This window comes from Roseomonas sp. F4 (genome assembly GCF_053891155.1).
Genome location: NZ_JBSSHK010000005.1, coordinates 546,395 through 561,328, shown reverse-complemented (window position 1 = coordinate 561,328; position 14,934 = coordinate 546,395). Strand labels below are relative to the sequence as shown.

Sequence of the window (14,934 nt, the reverse complement as noted above, 5' to 3'; positions counted from 1 at the left end):
GCGCCGCGGATCAGGCCGGGACGGCCTTCTCCCGCTTGCGCTGCACGGACGATGGAATGCGCAGCGCCTCGCGGTATTTGGCCACTGTTCGGCGGGCGATGTCCACTCCCTCCTTGCGCAAACGCTCGACGATCGCATCATCGGACAGCACATCTTCGCTGCTCTCGGCGCCGATCATCTCCCGGATGCGGAAACGCACCGCCTCGGCCGAATGGCTTTCGCCGCCCAAGGTCCCGGCGATGGCAGTGGTGAAGAAATACTTAAGCTCGAAAGTGCCGCGCGGCGTCGCGATGTATTTGTTGGCGGTGACGCGGCTGACAGTGCTTTCGTGCATGGCGACATATTCCGCCACGTCCCGCAGGATCAGCGGCCGAAGATGCGCGACGCCGAGGCGGAAGAAGGCGTCCTGCCGGCGGACAATCTCGGCCGCGACCTTCAGGATGGTATTGGCCCGCTGTTCCAGGGATTTCACCAGCCAGGTGGCCGATTGCAGCCGGTCGGCGATGAAGGCCTTGTCGTCCCGGGTCTTCACACCCACCAGCGCGCGGGCGTGAAAGCCGCGATTGACCAGCACGCGGGGCAGGGTTTCGGGGTTCAGCTCCACCGCCCAGCCGCCATCCGGCAGGCGCTTCATCAGCACATCCGGCACCACCACCATGGCCGGCGGCGCGTCGAAGCTGGCGCCGGGCTTGGGGTCCAGGCGCTTCAGCTCCGCGATCATGTCGGCGAGGTCTTCCGAATCGACCTCGCAGACCTTCATCAAGCCGCGCAGGTCGCGCCGCGCCAGCATGTCCAGATTGTCCAGCAGCCGTTCCATGCAGGGGTCCAGCCGGTTGCGGTCCGCCAGCTGCACCGCCAGGCATTCGCGCAGGTCGCGGCAGAACATGCCGACCGGGTCCAGCCGTTGCAGCAGCCGGCGCACCCCAGCCACCTGGGCCTCCGGGCAGCCCATGGCATTGGCGATCTGCAGGTCGGTGATGGTCATCCGCCCCGCCGGGTCGACCAGCGCCAGCATCTGCGCCGCGATCAGCCGGTCCCGCGCATCGGCGAAGGTCAGGCGGACCTGCTCGCCCAGATGCTCGCGCAGCGACTTCCGGCCATCGGCCAGGTCCTCGATATCCGACAGGCTGTCGTCGAAATCGGCGCGTCCGCCGCGCCCACCTGCGCCGGCGGGGCCGCCGCCGCTGCCGTCGCTGTCATAGACATTGCCCCAATCGGCATCGAGCGGCGCGGAGGCTTCCGTCGGCATCTCGCCGGAGGTGGCGGCGGCGTGGGAGTCAAGGTGTTCGCTGGCCGGGGCAGGGCGGTCCTCCGCGGTCAGCGGCAATTCCGGCCGCTCATCCCGTTCCAGCAGCGGGTTGCGTTCCAATTCCTCCTCGACGAAGGCGCAGACTTCCACATTGCTCGATTGCAAAAGCTTGATGGCCTGCCGCAACTGCGGCGTCATCACCAGGGACTGGGACTGACGCAGGTCGAGGCGCGGCCCGAGTGCCACGACCCTCAGTTCCCAACCCGGATGTGCGCGGCCCTGTCCATGCCGCGAGCCTAGAGCGAAAACCTTTCGCCGAGATAGACACGCCGCACACCCTCATGCGCGACGATGTCGCGGGGGTTACCCTCCATCAGCACCTGGCCGTCATGCAGGATATAGGCGCGATCGATGATCTCCAGCGTCTCCCGCACATTGTGGTCGGTGATCAGCACGCCGAGGCCGCGATCCTTGAGATGTTTGACGAGATCACGGATTTCGCCGACGGCGATGGGATCGATACCGGCCAGGGGCTCGTCCAGCAGGATGTAGCTGGGCTGCGTCGCCAAAGCGCGGGCGATCTCGCAGCGCCGGCGCTCACCGCCCGACAGGGCCAGGGCCGGGGCGCGGCGCAGATGGGCGATGCCGAATTCCGCCAGCAGGCTGTCCAGCATCTGCTCCCTCCGGTCGCGCACCGGCTCCACCACCTCCAGCGCCGCGCGGATATTGTCCTCGACGGACAGGCCCCGGAAAATCGAGGCTTCCTGCGGCAGATAGCCGAGGCCGAGGCGGGCGCGGCGGTACATGGGCAGGAAGGTGACATCATGACCATCCATGGTGACCGTGCCCTCATCGGGCTGCACCAGGCCGGTGATCATATAGAAGGTGGTGGTCTTGCCGGCGCCGTTCGGCCCGAGCAGGCCCACCGCCTCTCCCCGCCGCAAAGTCAGCGAGACGTTCCGCACCACAGGCCGCTTCTTGTAGCGCTTGCCAAGGCCGGTCGCGACCAGGCCCGCATTCTGCGTTGCCAGCCGCACAGCGGGGCGCGGCTCCCCGGGCCGTTCGGTACCGCTCATGGTGCCGGTGCCGGGCTGGGACGGCGCGGCGGCGGTGGGGCAGGGGTGCGCGGCGCCGGGCGCTGCGCCGGCGGCACCGTCGCCTGGTTCGGCTGTTGCTGGCCGGGGATGATAAGACCCTGCACGCGGGTGCCCGGCGCCGAGATCAGGCGGGATACGCCGGTGCGCAGGTTCACGATGGCTTCCTGGCCGTTCAACTGGTTCTCCCCACGGGTGATACGCACGCCGCCGACCAGCCGCGCCAGTCCGGTCTGCGGGCTGTAGACCCCGCGCTCGCCGCGCACCACCTCCTCCGCCGTGCGGATCTCGACGCTGCCATAGGCTTCCACGCGGTCGATCCTGCTGTTCTCCCCAGCCGCCGGCAGGCCGGCGACGGGGGGCGCGGCGGGCCTTGGCGCGGCGGCGGCCGGCGCGGGCGCACCCTCGCCGGGGGCATCCAGGAAATAGGCGACGAGCGTATCGGCGGCGATGCGGCGTTCATCCGTGCTGACCACGACCGCACCGCCGCGGGCCACAGCCATGCGCCGCTGCGGCCAGTATTCCAGGCTGTCGCGCGCGGTGATGCGCTGGTCGGGCGTGGTCAGGGACAGGCCACGGCCGGACAGCACCATCACCGCCTGGTCCATGTCATAGACCGCGCGCTCGCCTTCCGCCCTTTCGGTGGGGGAGGTGACGCGGACGCTGCCCTCCGCCTCCAGCCGCCAGATCTCGCCGCCGGACATCGGGCTGTCGCCCGGCTGGGCCGGGGCCGGCGTGGCCTGGGGGCCGCCGCGCGGGCGGTAGCGGGCGATCAGCCGGTCGGCATCCACCGTCACGCCATCGCGCACCGCGCGAGCGGCGCCGCGCGCCACGATCGCCTGATCCTGCTGCCGCCATTCGATGCCGTCATTGGCCGTGATCTCGACCGGCCCGCCCTGGTTCAGGTCGAGATTCTGCGCCCAGGCCGGAGCGGCGAGGACCAAAAGTGCGGCCAGTGGCGGCAGGATGCGCCTCATTGTCCCCCCTCAAGCACCGCGCGGGCGCGGCCGGTGAAAATCACCACCTGGCCCCGGTCAAACAGCCGGAAACCCTCGGCGGTCAGGTTGCCGAAGGGCCCCTGGGCGGCCACCGGGCTGTCGCCGGCGGCGGCGCCGGCCTTCAGGTCGACCTCCGCCGTCTCGGTCACGAATTGCGTGCCATCGTCATGATGCACCGTCACCTGGCCGGCGAGGTCCAGCCGGTTGACCGGGCGGTTGAAGCGCCCCTCCCGCGACTCCAGGTAGACCCAGGCGCCATCGCCCATCAGGAGATCGGCGCGCGGGGCGTCGAGTGCCACCACATCCTCATTGCCGCCCTGGGTGGCGACGCTGGCGGTCACGGTATAGGGGCGGTTCTGCTCATCCACCCCCTGGTAGCGCGGATCGACGATGCGCAGCGCGTCCGGCGCCGCCTGGAGCACCCGGCGGAAGGCGACACGGCCACGATCCGCAGCGCTGTCCAGCTCCGGCCACAGGGCGACGGCTGCCAACAGGCAGACGGCCGCCAGCGGCAGCACCCGCTTCGCCACGGAAACCAGGATTCGCCGCCGCGCCAACTGCCCGGCATTGGGCGCCTGGCGTTCCCGGGATGGCGCCAGCATGCGCCGGGACGGCGTGCGGGCGTTGGCGCCAGGGGGAGCACTGGGCCGAAGGGTCAGGGGCGGAGGCAGTCTCACGGTGTTTTCTATGGGCCTCGCGGGGGGAAGGGTCAACGCGCGAATGGCAATGGCGCAGCCCTACGGACAAGAACCGTGCCACAGTTGGGGCGGCAAGGCACCCGCTGAGTCACGCGCGGATCAACTTCCCTTCACCACGCCGCAATCCGGTGGATCGCGGTTGGCCAAGGATCAATGCGCGAAAATGTCCGGGTCCTCATAGCCCAGCAGGTCCAGCCGACCGCGCATGGGCAGGAAGTGGTAGCAGGCCTCGGCAATGTCCAGCCGGCCTTCCCGCAGCAGCACGGCCTTCAGCCGCGCCCAGAGGGCATGCAGATGCAGCACGTCGGAGGCCGCATAGGTCAGCTGTTCCGGCGTGAGCTCCGGCGCGCCCCAGTCGCTGGACTGCTGCTGCTTCGACAGATCGACGCCCAGCAGGTCGCGGCAGAGGTCCTTCAGCCCATGGCGGTCGGTATAGGTGCGGACCAGCTTGGAGGCGATCTTGGTGCAGACCACCGGCGCCACGACCACGCCCAGCGCATTGTACAGCGCGGCGACATCGAAGCGGGCGAAGTGGAAGATCTTCAGCACCGCCGGATCGGCCAGCAGTCGCTTCAGGTTCGGGCAATCCGCGCCACGGCCGCCAAGACGCTCCGGCAGGATCTGCACGCAATGGGCCGTGCCGTCGCCGGCGGAAAGCTGCACGAGGCACAGCCGGTCACGCCGCGGGTCGAGCCCCATGGTCTCGGTGTCGATGGCGACGGAGGCGCCAAAGTCGAGACCGTCGGGAAGATCATGCTTATGGAGGCGGATCATGGCGTCCCGGGTGAAAAGGGTGGAACCCACGCCATGATGATCCCGCTTGGTGGTGCCCAGGAAAGGCATCTTTTCTCAGTCACTTATGCCTAACCTATTGAAAATTGGTGACGCCAAGATACGCACAGCGATGGGAAATGATGCCGTTTTAGGTGTCATTGCCCCAATCGTGTGCCATTCTCCGGGCCTACGTAACGGATCATCGTGAAGAATGGCAACCTATCAGCAGCGTGGTGAAACGTGGCGGGTGCAGGTCCGACTTCGCGGGCACGCTGTCAGCGCCACGTTCGACACCCGCGAAGAGGCGCGCACCTGGGCTGCAACGCAAGAGGCCAGAATCCTGACCGGCGCAAAGATCAAGAATGGCCAGGCTGTCTTTGTCACCGTAGCGGACCTGTTCCGGCGCTATGCCGATGAGGTGAGCGTGAAGAAGCGGGGTGAGCGATGGGAGGTGATCCGGCTTGCGCGCCTTGTCCGGGATCCTGTTTTCGCGGTGGCGCTCCGCGATTTCGGCCCGGAGGCCGTGGCCGAATGGCGCGACGCGCGTTTGAAGGAGGTGGCGCCGTCCAGCGTGAATCGCGAACTGAACCTCATATCGGGCGTGTTCACTACGGCAATCAAGGACTGGCGGATTGGCCTGCAAGCGAATCCCGTGCATCTGACCTCTCGGCCGAAGAACCCGCCGGCGCGCAAGCGGCGCACCTCTGATTCCGAGGCGGAGGCGGTGAGGTTGAAGCTGGGCTGGGACGGCGTCACGCCGCCCGCTACGGCCTCGCAGTGGGTCGCCTGGTGCCACGCCTTGGCGATCGAGACTGCCATGCGCCGCGGCGAGGTGATGGGGCTCACGCGCAGTCGGGTGCGCCTGGAAGCGTCCTACGTGGTGCTGCTGGACGGGAGCGAGGTGGGCGTTCTGGGCCAAACCAAGACCGGCCGCGGGCGGGACGTGCCGCTGTCCAGGCGAGCGAGGGAGTTGCTCGTGATGGTGGGCGAAGGGGCGGCAGAGGCGCCGATCGTGCCAATCTCGCCAGGGACCTGCGACACGCTGTTCCGGCGGGCAGCGAAGGCCGCAGGGCTTGTGAACCTGCATTTCCACGATTCGCGGCGGGAGGCGACCACGCGAATTGCGCCGAAGGTCGGTAATTCGATGGACCTGGCCAAGATCACCGGGCACCGCGACCACCGGCAGCTCATGGATTACTTCGCACCCGAGGTCACGGAGTTGGCGAAGAAGCTGGGGTAGGCTGTCAGTCGCGACTTGGCGTCGAGGCGTCCCAAACGCTTAACAGGACACAGCAATTTCTCTGCTAAGTGTCTCGCAGGAAACGAAAAAACGTCGCCCGGACGTGCGACATGATGTGTCTTGTTGACACTCTCGATAGCGTCAATCGCGAAGATGAAGTGCGATCTCCGAGACAGGATAGACCGCGCTATGCTGTCTGGTCATCTACCGCTTGCAACTCCGAAGCCCTCTACTCCTTCGTCAAGTGGTTGTCGCAGTTCTCCCCCCCCGATGAGTAACGCACCCATTGCGGGCCGCTTGGCCGGAGTACCCGCGGCGCGCGGTGATGGGAGCGGTCGTTCGCTCATCGCTACGGCAGCCGCCGCCATGGCTTCCCCCTGTTGCTGACCAGTGCTGATGATCTGGAGGAGTGCCTCAGTTTGCGAGCACTAAGCCCTGGCGCCACAGCCCGTTTCACACTACATTTCACACCACCATGGGGAACGCATGTCTGATGGATCTGACCAACCCTTTTGATGGACCGCCTCCTAACGAGGTCGCCCTCATACATGCTCCGCTGGCAAGGGTGATCGCGCAGGTGCGGTTTCCTCCGATCTTGGCGCTCGAGAATGCTGCGGAGATCAGCGGATTTCAAAAAACAATTCGGGAATATTATCCTGTTCTTAGAAAAGAAGAGGTTCGAGAGGTCTCCGTCAGTGCTCACGGGGAAGTTAAAGTTGGAACTGTCGCGCTGTGGAAATTCAGTGACGCTAGGGATGAGTGGTGGGTTTCGGTCACTAACAATTTTGTGGCATTAGAAACGAGGGCCTATTCTTCTAGGAAGAATTTTATAGATCGGCTGGATCTTTTATTTCACGCTGCCAATGCAGCCTTTCGGCCTCAGGTGATTGAGCGACTAGGGCTTCGCTACGTGAACCGCCTCAAGGGGCCAATTCTCAATCGGCTCTCTTCGCTTGTGCGTCAGGAAATGTTGGGTATCTCCGCGTCCTCACTGGCCAGCTTTACTCATTTGTCGTTGACCGAGACCCACCTGGCGCTACAAGGGGTTGGAGGGGAGATGCTTTTGCGGCATGGCCATCTTCCTCCTAATATGTCCTATGATCCGGCTATCGAGCCTGTCGATTCGCCGACATGGGTCCTGGACATCGACACATTTCGATCTCAGCGCTTGGCGTTTGATCCAGTGCATCTTTCTGAGCTTTCGGCTGATCTTGCGCAACAATCTTACCGGCTGTTCCGATGGATTACGAAGGATGAATTTTTGCGCGAGCACGGGGGGGCATAATGATCGCCGTTTTCGGTCCAGGGGCCATGCTGGCGCTACCACAGCATGTGTTCATCACGACGGTTCGTCAGGTTGCCGTTGCGATATTCGCATGCGCGTTGGCAGGTACCCCGACTACCGCCTCGAGTACTGTTCTGCCGTTGTGTGCAAGCGGTACGTCTTCAAGCCCTCGGACACTTACCCCACGTTGGTCCGACCCATTGCGTGCAGCAGAGGCTCCGGGACGGAAGATAGCGGAGGTGCGCCGTATCTCCGGCTTTACTTGGGAGGAGCTGGCGTCGGCGATGGGAGTGAGCAGGCGGACGCTCCATTTCTGGGCCAACGGCCGACCTATCGGCTCCGCCAATGAAGAGCGACTTGCCTGCCTTCTGGCGGCGATACGATCCGTGGATCGCGGCACCGGGCGCGCCACCCGCACAGCCATTTTTGCGGCTACAGACGAGAACGGCCGTCTCTGCTCCGATCTTTTATCTCAACGCCGCTTCAGCGAGTTCGTGCAGGTAGTTGGGCGAGGAAAGAGGCGGTCTGATGGGCCGTCGCTTGCTCAGTCGACAAGAACTCAAGACCTACGAAAGCCGCCATCGCCAGTAGCGTTGCTTGATGCGAGGCAGGACACTATTGAGGTACCGGCTTCGCCGATAGTCCGTGGACGAGTTATTCGTCGTCCGGTTCGGACGGCTTAAGGGAATGTTCGACGCTGCCCCCGGGATCTCTTCGGTAGATACTGCTCTGCGGAAGTGGGGGCAGGGTGATTTCGCTCTTGGTGGCGATATTTTTTTCATCCATTTGGCGCATTTATCCAACCCGCTAACTCCAGAGGCGATTGCGGCGGCAGAATTGGAGCCTGATGCTGGAGGCGGCGTGGTGGGAGTACCAACGACGCAGAAAGGGGTCGTCATCGTTACCCAGACTTGCGATATCGTCCGCGAAGCGGCGAATCGGCCGTACGTGGAAGTTTCACCGCTGGTCGAGGTTACGCCAGAACAGCTCGAGGAAATTCGACGCCTTCAACGACCACGGTACGCTTTCATCCCTGGCGCGGCGTCGCTGAGATTGGTCGCGGACCTCGACCGAACCATGACCGTTGAAAAGGCTGTCCTTGCCGGCCTCACTAGGGAGGGCGGATGCAGGGACGATACAGAGCGTCGCTCATTCGCAGATGCACTAGCCCGAAAAAAGTCGCGCTTTGCCTTCCCAGACGATTTTTCGCGAGCGTTTAGCAAGGTGAGTCGCCGGATTAAGCGGCGGCACTCTAAAGATTCGGTGGAAGGCGCTCTCGCTCGCGCGCTTCGGGAGATTAGGGTCAGAGCAGCTCCTGGCTGGGACGACCAAGAGGTTCGTCTGAGCTTTTTATTTATACTTGATGATGAGCAGCCGCCACCGACTCCAATTGACGATGCTCAAGTTGATGGTTGGTTAAAGTTGTTCGACACATCCGGAAAATTTAAGCTAGATCTGGATCTGCCTTATCGCCTCTGTTTTCTTGAAGATGTGGACGCGCGGTCTTATATAGAGAGCGATCGGATCGATCTCGATTCGCTCTCTGTCTCCCTGACCGCTGGGCTTCGATCATCGTCTGACAGTGTTGCTGCCGGCGAGCAGAGCTGAGCTTGAGGTCTCTCTATTCGCTAGATATAAATCAAAACCATCCCGTAGCGCGATTTGTCGCGTTAAAGCTTTTTCGATCTGATTCGCGCTTTATCTTGCGACCACCTTCCGCGGCCGGCCGACCTTCGCCTGCGCCTCCAAAGGTCGGCTGTGGTCTAGCGCCCATTGCCTGCACACCTCCGGCGCCCAGCGTGGCTTCGCCACGGTCCGCACGCGCGGCGGCAGCTTCTCAGGCTCGGCTGAGGCCATTCGCGTCACCGTCGACTCCTTGTAACCCAGGAACTTAGCGACTTCGGCTGGCCCCCAGAGCCCTTCGATGTCACTCATCGTCGTTCTCCTTCGCGCGGCGCCGCGGAGACTTGGCCCAGCCCAGAACCAATGAAATGCCGCCGGTCAGGCGACGTTGATGGGCCAGCAGGCCGTGGGTGAGGCGCGGCGGCGCTTCCGGCCCGGGAGGGGCTCCCACTAAATCGCGCCAGCTGAACTGCGGCCCGGCCCAACCGCGAAGGCGGCGCCTCACCTCCAACCAGCCCATTGGCCCTTCGATGGTGCCAATCGCGAGGCCGGAGCCGATTTCGGGCGAGAGAGTGTCTTTGGGCATCAGCACCACCCCTGCCGCCGGCCGCGCCCGTCGTAGGGGCGGGCCAGGCCTTCCCGGATCAGCACCTGGGAAAGGTCGCGCCCCGTGCGGTCACGGACTATGGCCAGGGTGCGCCGGTAACGGTCCAGGCCGCGCCGCTCCAGCCAAACGCGGGGCTGCACGAGTTGCCGCAGGCGCGCGGTGGCCTGGCGGGCGAGGGCGTTTTCCGCCGGGCATCGGCCCCGCATCTCCGGCGCGTCCAGCCCCACCATCCGCACCACCTGGCCGGCCACGCGGATCGTGTCCCCGTCGATCACCTCCGCTCGCTGGGCGAGGGTTGGGGTGGCCAACAAGGCCAAGGCGAGGGCGAGTATGGGGGCGCGGAGGTCAGGCATTGGCGATCTCCAGCAGCACATTGGCGTGGCAGGGCTGATCCAGTCGGAACCAGCACGCCAGGTTGCGGCCGCGCATTCGATCTTGCTGTTCTCGCCCATTACACCAGTCTCACCAGCATCAACCCAACGATGGCGGCCAGCACCGCCAGAGCGGTGACGGCGATCGCTTGCTGCTGGGTCATGGCGCGACCTTTCGGCCCTGGCGGCGTTGTTGGCTGGCCTCGGCGCCGGCGTGCTTGCGGCGGGCGGCTTTGCCGATGGGGGTCTTGATCCAGGCGGCGTAGGCCTTGTGGCGGTCGCACAGTTTGTCGCAGGTCGTGGTGCCTTCCTGGGTGCAGATCCTGCCGTCCTCCCAACCGCAGGTGACCTGCGGCTTGGGCTTGCGGCCGCGACGGGGCGCTGCGGCGGGCTCGGCGCCCTCGAACGCCGCGGCATCGGCCTGGCGCTGGGCTTCGTGGTCCGCGCGGGTCTTCCGGGCGGCCTCCTCCACCGCCCAGGCTTCGAACTGCGGGCGCAGCGGGCAGCCGTGCTGGCAGGCCTCCTCCGCCCGGTCGCGGCAGGGGCTGGCGCGGTCCCAGGGGCAGACGTGCGGCGCGGGAGGGGTTTCCTCGGCGGGCGCCTGGCGCGCCTCGGCGGGTGGGTGCCACAGGCCCAGGCGGCGCATCTGCGCCTGCCAGGTGGCGAGGGCGCATTCCTCCGCCGTGTCGCCGTCCGCCGCCTTCCAGCCGCAACCGCAGCGATCGGCGCCGGCTGCGCGGTCGCAGGGCGGGGGCTCGGGATCGACCTCCGGGATCGGGGCGCCGAAGGCGGCCTCCGGCAGGCGGAGGTTTGGCGTGTTGCCGGCGAGGGCGGTGCGCATCGTGCTGACCTTGCCGGGCTTGACGCCGGAGGCCTCCGCCAGCTCCCGAAGCAGGTCGCCGGACATGCTGGCCAGCAGGTCCGCGCGATCGAGGCGGGGCAGCACGGCCTCCGCCCCGACCAGCGCGCCGATCCATCCGGCGGCGTCGCCGCTGCCATTGCCGGCCTTGGTGCCGTTGCAGATCAGGATGCGCGCGATCGCCTCCCGCGTGATCTGGTCGAGCATGTCGCGCTTTCGGTCGCCGTCGGGCTGGAAGATCGCGGCGAAGGTGGCGGCGGCGACATCCTCGAAGCTTGTGCGGCCGAACTTGCTGCCGCGCTCGCCGAGGGCGGTCAGGTTGCTGGCGGACAGGGCCAGCAACAGCAGGGCCTGGGGCTGCGTGCCGTTGGGCGCCGGGCGATCGCGCAGCGCGGCGCGCAAGGCGTCCGTGCGCAGCTCCGCCAGCAACTGGCGGCCCGCCTCGGTCAGGCGCGGCTTGGGCGCGGGTTCGGCGCGCGGGCGCGGGACATACTCGCCGCCGCCGTCGTCAAAGTCTTCGTCGGCATCCGCCTCCGGCTCGTGCGGGGTGCTATCGTCGGCAGCCGGGGCCTTGGCGGTGGGCGGTGCCTTCGGCGTGGGGGCGGGGCGCTCCGTCGCCGGTGGGATGGCGCCTTGCGAGCGGATGTCGCCATTGGTGTCGACCCACACGAAACCCGTGATGCCCTTTGGCATCCTGGCGTCGCCGAAGCGCCAGCCGGAGGCGTATTGCCAGCCCTTGGGTAGCGCCGCATCGCCGGACTTGTTGAGCGTCGCGAGCTGCAACCGGCCCTTCGAATCCTCCACCCGCTTCGCCAGCGCCGCGCGCTGGGCTTCCATGAAGCCCTCGATGTCCGTGGTGGTGAACTGGTCGGCGGCGCCGGGCTCGGCGAAAAGGTCTTCCTCGAAGACGACGCCGGCGAGGTCCGTGTCGAAGATCGCGGTGTCGCGGCAGATGCGGCGCGTGTGGCAGGCCTCGGCGACGTTGTACCAGATGGGCTCCGCGCCCTCCGCCACCTTGGCGAAAGCGGCTTCCTGCACCTCCGGCGCGGCCCGGGCGATCATCGCGAGGTGATGGGCGTGCGGCATGCCGTGCGCCTCGATCGCGGCCAGCGCGGTCGGGTGCAGCCGCGACAATTTGTCGAGGCGCCGCGCCAGGCGGTGCGCGATGCCCAGCGCATCGGCGGCGCCGTCCAACTGCCAACCGAGATCCTGCAACCTGCGGATCGCGCGCCATTGGTCGACGGGCGCCATGTTCGCGCGCTGGATGTTGGCGGCGGCCTCGATCGCGGTGGCGTCGGCATCCGTTAGGTCGGTCCGCTCCACGGCGGCGATCGTCTCCAGCCCCGCGGCGCGGGCGCCTGCCAGGCGGCGACGCCCGTCGACGATTTGCCACAGCGCGCCGTCGACAGGGTGCGCGCGCACGATGATGGGCTGCAACACGCCCAGGGCCTGGATGCTGCGCAGCAGGTTGGCATCCTGCTCCGCCGTCGCGCGCACGCGGCGCAGTCCATCCTCCGGCACCACAATGGCGGTGAGGGGGATGGTGAGGGCGATGCCGCTGTTGGGGCGCACGGTCATGGCGTGGTGCTCTCCGGTGCAAGGGTCAGGCCGGTGCCGGCCAGCAATTCGCGCGCGGTGTCGATGCGGTCCTGTTCGGTGGCGTCGTCGTGCAGCACCACCAGCAGGCGCGGGGTGCCGAGGCGGCGCTTGCCGGTGATGGGCAGCGGCGGCAGCGTCTCCGCCGGCGAGGGCGGCCAGGTGAGGCGCGGCTTCATGGCGCGGTGTCCTTGCGAGGGGTCAGCAGCTCCCTGGCCATGCGATGGGCCACCAGGTGGTCGGCGCCGGCCTCGATCACCGCGGCGATGGCCTGGCCCACCCGCTGCGCGCGGCCACGCAGCAAGGCCAGCGCTTCCGCCGGCAGGTGCCCGGCCAGCAGCGCGGCGACGCCGGCCAGGGCCTGGCGCTCGTCGCCGGTCAGGGCCAGCGCGGTCACGGCTGGTACAGTCGGCCGCTCGGGCCGCAGGGTTGCCCGTCGAGCCGCGCCATCCAGCACCGCGGCGGCGGGTCCCGCATCGTAATGCCGGTCACCACGTGGATCGTGGACGCGGGCGAAGAGGGATGACTGCATCGGGCGAGGTTCCAATTCCCGAAGACGCGGGCGAACCACCCGCAATGTGACCAGCGGCAGGTGGTGCAAGGACGGCTGGCGTCCTTCTTGGCCGGGTTCGGCGGCGGGGCGGCGCGGGTCACGTGGCGCCGGCCGCGCGCTGCATCAGGCGCCATTGGCCGAGGTAGGTGCGGGCTTCCTTGGGGGCCTCGCGGAACAGGGTGCGCAGCGTCTCCATCCGGCGGCGCACGGCGGCGAGAACGGTCATCGTGTGACGCTCCATGCCGCAGCGGCAATGCGCTGCGCGGTGGGGTTCCAGAGGGCGGCGGCCATGCCGAGCACGGCCAGGGCGACAACGGTCAGCATGGCCAGGGCCATCCCGACATCGCGGCCGCGGTTGAGCGCGCGGCGGCGCAGGCGGCGGCCGCGCAAGGTCATCGCTGCGATTCCTTCGGCAGCATGCCGCGATCCCAGTCAGGGTCATCCGTCGGCGGAGGCGCGAAGACCGGTGCCAGCGCCGATGACTTGTCGGACAGGGCGCGGTACTGGCGGGCGAGGCTTTTCAGCGTCGCGCGGCAGGCCTTGCCATGCTCGGCCGGCTGCTCGGCGGCGTGCTCCAGCGCGACGGCGGCTTCCTCCAGCGCGGCGGCGGCGACCAGGTAGGCGTCCGCGTCAAAGCCGCCCGTGGTGCCAGGGATGGTGCGCAGGCGCCTGTCGAGATGTGCCAGAGCGACGCTGACGGATTCGAGGGAGGTCATCTCGCGGGGACCCGTCGGGCGGCTTCGCGGTCCAGCCGCTCAATCTCGGCGACGATCAAGGCGCCGGCCTTGATCAGGTCGCGGCGACGGGTAGTCGGCTTCCACCAGAGTGCGGACCAGGGCCAGCACAGGCGCTTCACCTGGCCCAGGAGGCCGCTGCCGAAGGTGCCGGTTTCGCCGGCGTAGCAGGCTGCGGCCAGCGCCAGTTCGCCGCGGTCGTACTGATCGTCGCGCTCAAGCGCGAAACCCTCGCCGTCGATCTGACGCTCGCGCTCGCGCGCCAGCTCCAGGATGACGCATTCATGCGGGCGCATCGTCGGCGACGGCGCGGCCTTTGCGCATGAAGTCGCGACCAGCTTCGTCGCCTGCGCTTCGAGCATCGCCGCCGCTCCCTGCAGATCCTGCCGCAGCCGCGTGGCGTCGTTGATCCAGTAGATGGCGCCGACGGAGCGCGACTGCAGCGTGATCAGCGCGTGGGTGTCGTGATCCTGGACACCCCATTCGCGGAGGGACAGGGCCAGGTGGCCGGCGGGGGTGAGGGTAGCGGTGGCGGACATCACAGGGCCGCCCGCTTCTCGCGCACGAGCGCCAGGGCGTCGCGCACGGTTTCCAGGCCTTCGATCTCGTCATCCATGATGACGATGCCCCATTCCTCCTCGAAGCCCATGGCGAGTTCGATGGTGTCGAGGCTGTCGGCGCCGAGGTCGTCTTCGAAGTTGCTGTCCAGCGTGACCTCACCGGCCTCGCGGCCCAGGTGCTCGGTCACCAGCTCCAGCAATCGGGTTTCGAGGGCGTCGGGCGCCGCGGGCGGGGTGCGTTCGGACGTCACTGCCGCGCCTCCACCGCGCCGGCCAGCGCCGCGCGCCACAGGGCCAGGAAGGCATCGCCCTTCGGGGTGACGGTCACCACGATCTGGCGGCGGTCCGTGGGGTGGTCGTCACGCTGCGCGAAGCTGTGGGCGACCAGCGTGTCGATCGCGCGGGTCACGGCCGGCTTGCTGATGTTCAGCATGCAGGCGAGCTCGCGCACGCCGAGGGTGGCGCCAGAGGCCGTCAGCAGGACCGCGAGTTGGCGGGCGCTAAGGTCCGGCGCGTCGCTGCGCACCATGGTGACCAGGGCGCGGCGCAGGGTGTCCACCGGGTCCGGCGGCGTGGCGACCGCCGGCTGTGCCAGGCGCGCCGCCAGGCTGGGCGGCATCTTGGCAAGGCTTTGGGTGGGGGGGGTGGGCGTGGCCATGGGCGCCTCCGTCGAGTGACGGGGCGAAATTATCA

General features: G+C 67.4%; 20 protein-coding genes. 3 read left to right on the top strand and 17 right to left on the bottom strand.

All coding sequences use genetic code 11. The features are described from left to right. Positions 1-10 precede the first annotated feature (10 nt). From rpoN to ACVFYP_RS22460, 5 genes are all read right to left on the bottom strand, one after another. Positions 11-1,495 (bottom strand): RNA polymerase factor sigma-54, encoded by a 1,485-nt coding sequence (rpoN, locus tag ACVFYP_RS22480; RefSeq protein ID WP_499202448.1) that lies wholly within the window; start codon positions 1,493-1,495, stop codon positions 11-13. A gap of 50 nt (positions 1,496-1,545) precedes the next feature. Further along, positions 1,546-2,325: an LPS export ABC transporter ATP-binding protein gene (gene lptB, locus ACVFYP_RS22475; RefSeq protein WP_499202447.1), complete on the bottom strand. Its 780-nt coding sequence runs from the start codon at positions 2,323-2,325 to the stop codon at positions 1,546-1,548. Continuing rightward, entirely contained in the window at positions 2,322-3,320 is a 999-nt protein-coding gene (locus ACVFYP_RS22470) for an LptA/OstA family protein (protein ID WP_499202446.1), read from the bottom strand. The genes lptB and ACVFYP_RS22470 overlap by 4 nt, the downstream gene beginning before the upstream one ends. After that, positions 3,317-3,943, bottom strand: a complete 627-nt coding sequence (lptC, locus tag ACVFYP_RS22465; protein ID WP_499202445.1) for an LPS export ABC transporter periplasmic protein LptC — start codon at positions 3,941-3,943, stop codon at positions 3,317-3,319. The genes ACVFYP_RS22470 and lptC overlap by 4 nt, the downstream gene beginning before the upstream one ends. 246 nt (positions 3,944-4,189) lie before the next feature. After that, positions 4,190-4,813: a ribonuclease D gene (locus ACVFYP_RS22460; RefSeq protein ID WP_499202444.1), complete on the bottom strand. Its 624-nt coding sequence runs from the start codon at positions 4,811-4,813 to the stop codon at positions 4,190-4,192. 211 nt (positions 4,814-5,024) lie between these two features. On the opposite strand from ACVFYP_RS22460, the gene ACVFYP_RS22455 reads away from it, so the two are divergent. From ACVFYP_RS22455 to ACVFYP_RS22445, 3 genes are all read left to right on the top strand, one after another. After that, positions 5,025-6,053: a site-specific integrase gene (locus tag ACVFYP_RS22455; RefSeq protein ID WP_499202443.1), complete on the top strand. Its 1,029-nt coding sequence runs from the start codon at positions 5,025-5,027 to the stop codon at positions 6,051-6,053. Between the two features lie 493 nt (positions 6,054-6,546). Continuing rightward, entirely contained in the window at positions 6,547-7,338 is a 792-nt protein-coding gene (locus ACVFYP_RS22450; RefSeq protein ID WP_499202442.1) for a TIGR04255 family protein, read from the top strand. 687 nt (positions 7,339-8,025) lie between these two features. Then, positions 8,026-8,946, top strand: coding sequence for a hypothetical protein (locus ACVFYP_RS22445; RefSeq protein ID WP_499202441.1), 921 nt, complete (start codon positions 8,026-8,028; stop codon positions 8,944-8,946). Between the two features lie 319 nt (positions 8,947-9,265). Here ACVFYP_RS22445 and ACVFYP_RS22440 read toward each other — a convergent pair whose 3' ends face one another. The 12 genes from ACVFYP_RS22440 to ACVFYP_RS22385 form a co-directional block, all read right to left on the bottom strand. Then, positions 9,266-9,553 (bottom strand): hypothetical protein, encoded by a 288-nt coding sequence (locus ACVFYP_RS22440; protein ID WP_499202440.1) that lies wholly within the window; start codon positions 9,551-9,553, stop codon positions 9,266-9,268. Beyond that, entirely contained in the window at positions 9,547-9,921 is a 375-nt protein-coding gene (locus tag ACVFYP_RS22435) for a thermonuclease family protein (RefSeq protein WP_499202439.1), read from the bottom strand. The genes ACVFYP_RS22440 and ACVFYP_RS22435 overlap by 7 nt, the downstream gene beginning before the upstream one ends. Beyond that, positions 9,914-9,997, bottom strand: coding sequence for a DUF4326 domain-containing protein (locus tag ACVFYP_RS22430; protein WP_499202557.1), 84 nt, complete (start codon positions 9,995-9,997; stop codon positions 9,914-9,916). Before ACVFYP_RS22430 ends, ACVFYP_RS22435 begins: the two co-directional genes overlap by 8 nt. A gap of 102 nt (positions 9,998-10,099) precedes the next feature. Next, a complete protein-coding gene (locus ACVFYP_RS22425; protein WP_499202438.1) occupies positions 10,100-12,376 on the bottom strand; it encodes a ParB/RepB/Spo0J family partition protein in 2,277 nt (758 codons plus the stop codon). After that, on the bottom strand, positions 12,373-12,573 hold the full coding sequence (locus ACVFYP_RS22420) for a hypothetical protein (protein ID WP_499202437.1): 201 nt from the start codon (positions 12,571-12,573) through the stop codon (positions 12,373-12,375). Before ACVFYP_RS22420 ends, ACVFYP_RS22425 begins: the two co-directional genes overlap by 4 nt. Beyond that, a complete protein-coding gene (locus ACVFYP_RS22415; RefSeq protein ID WP_499202436.1) occupies positions 12,570-12,926 on the bottom strand; it encodes a hypothetical protein in 357 nt (118 codons plus the stop codon). Before ACVFYP_RS22415 ends, ACVFYP_RS22420 begins: the two co-directional genes overlap by 4 nt. Before the next feature lie 118 nt (positions 12,927-13,044). Then, positions 13,045-13,173, bottom strand: a complete 129-nt coding sequence (locus ACVFYP_RS22410; protein WP_499202435.1) for a hypothetical protein — start codon at positions 13,171-13,173, stop codon at positions 13,045-13,047. Next, on the bottom strand, positions 13,170-13,343 hold the full coding sequence (locus ACVFYP_RS22405) for a hypothetical protein (protein ID WP_499202434.1): 174 nt from the start codon (positions 13,341-13,343) through the stop codon (positions 13,170-13,172). The genes ACVFYP_RS22410 and ACVFYP_RS22405 overlap by 4 nt, the downstream gene beginning before the upstream one ends. Continuing rightward, entirely contained in the window at positions 13,340-13,663 is a 324-nt protein-coding gene (locus ACVFYP_RS22400; RefSeq protein ID WP_499202433.1) for a hypothetical protein, read from the bottom strand. The genes ACVFYP_RS22405 and ACVFYP_RS22400 overlap by 4 nt, the downstream gene beginning before the upstream one ends. After that, positions 13,660-14,220 carry a hypothetical protein gene (locus tag ACVFYP_RS22395; protein WP_499202432.1) on the bottom strand — a complete coding sequence of 187 codons (561 nt, stop codon included), beginning with the start codon at positions 14,218-14,220 and terminating at the stop codon, positions 13,660-13,662. Before ACVFYP_RS22395 ends, ACVFYP_RS22400 begins: the two co-directional genes overlap by 4 nt. Then, a complete protein-coding gene (locus tag ACVFYP_RS22390) occupies positions 14,220-14,492 on the bottom strand; it encodes an acyl carrier protein (RefSeq protein ID WP_499202431.1) in 273 nt (90 codons plus the stop codon). The genes ACVFYP_RS22395 and ACVFYP_RS22390 overlap by 1 nt, the downstream gene beginning before the upstream one ends. Then, on the bottom strand, positions 14,489-14,899 hold the full coding sequence (locus ACVFYP_RS22385) for a MarR family transcriptional regulator (protein WP_499202430.1): 411 nt from the start codon (positions 14,897-14,899) through the stop codon (positions 14,489-14,491). The genes ACVFYP_RS22390 and ACVFYP_RS22385 overlap by 4 nt, the downstream gene beginning before the upstream one ends. Positions 14,900-14,934: the final 35 nt, after the last annotated feature.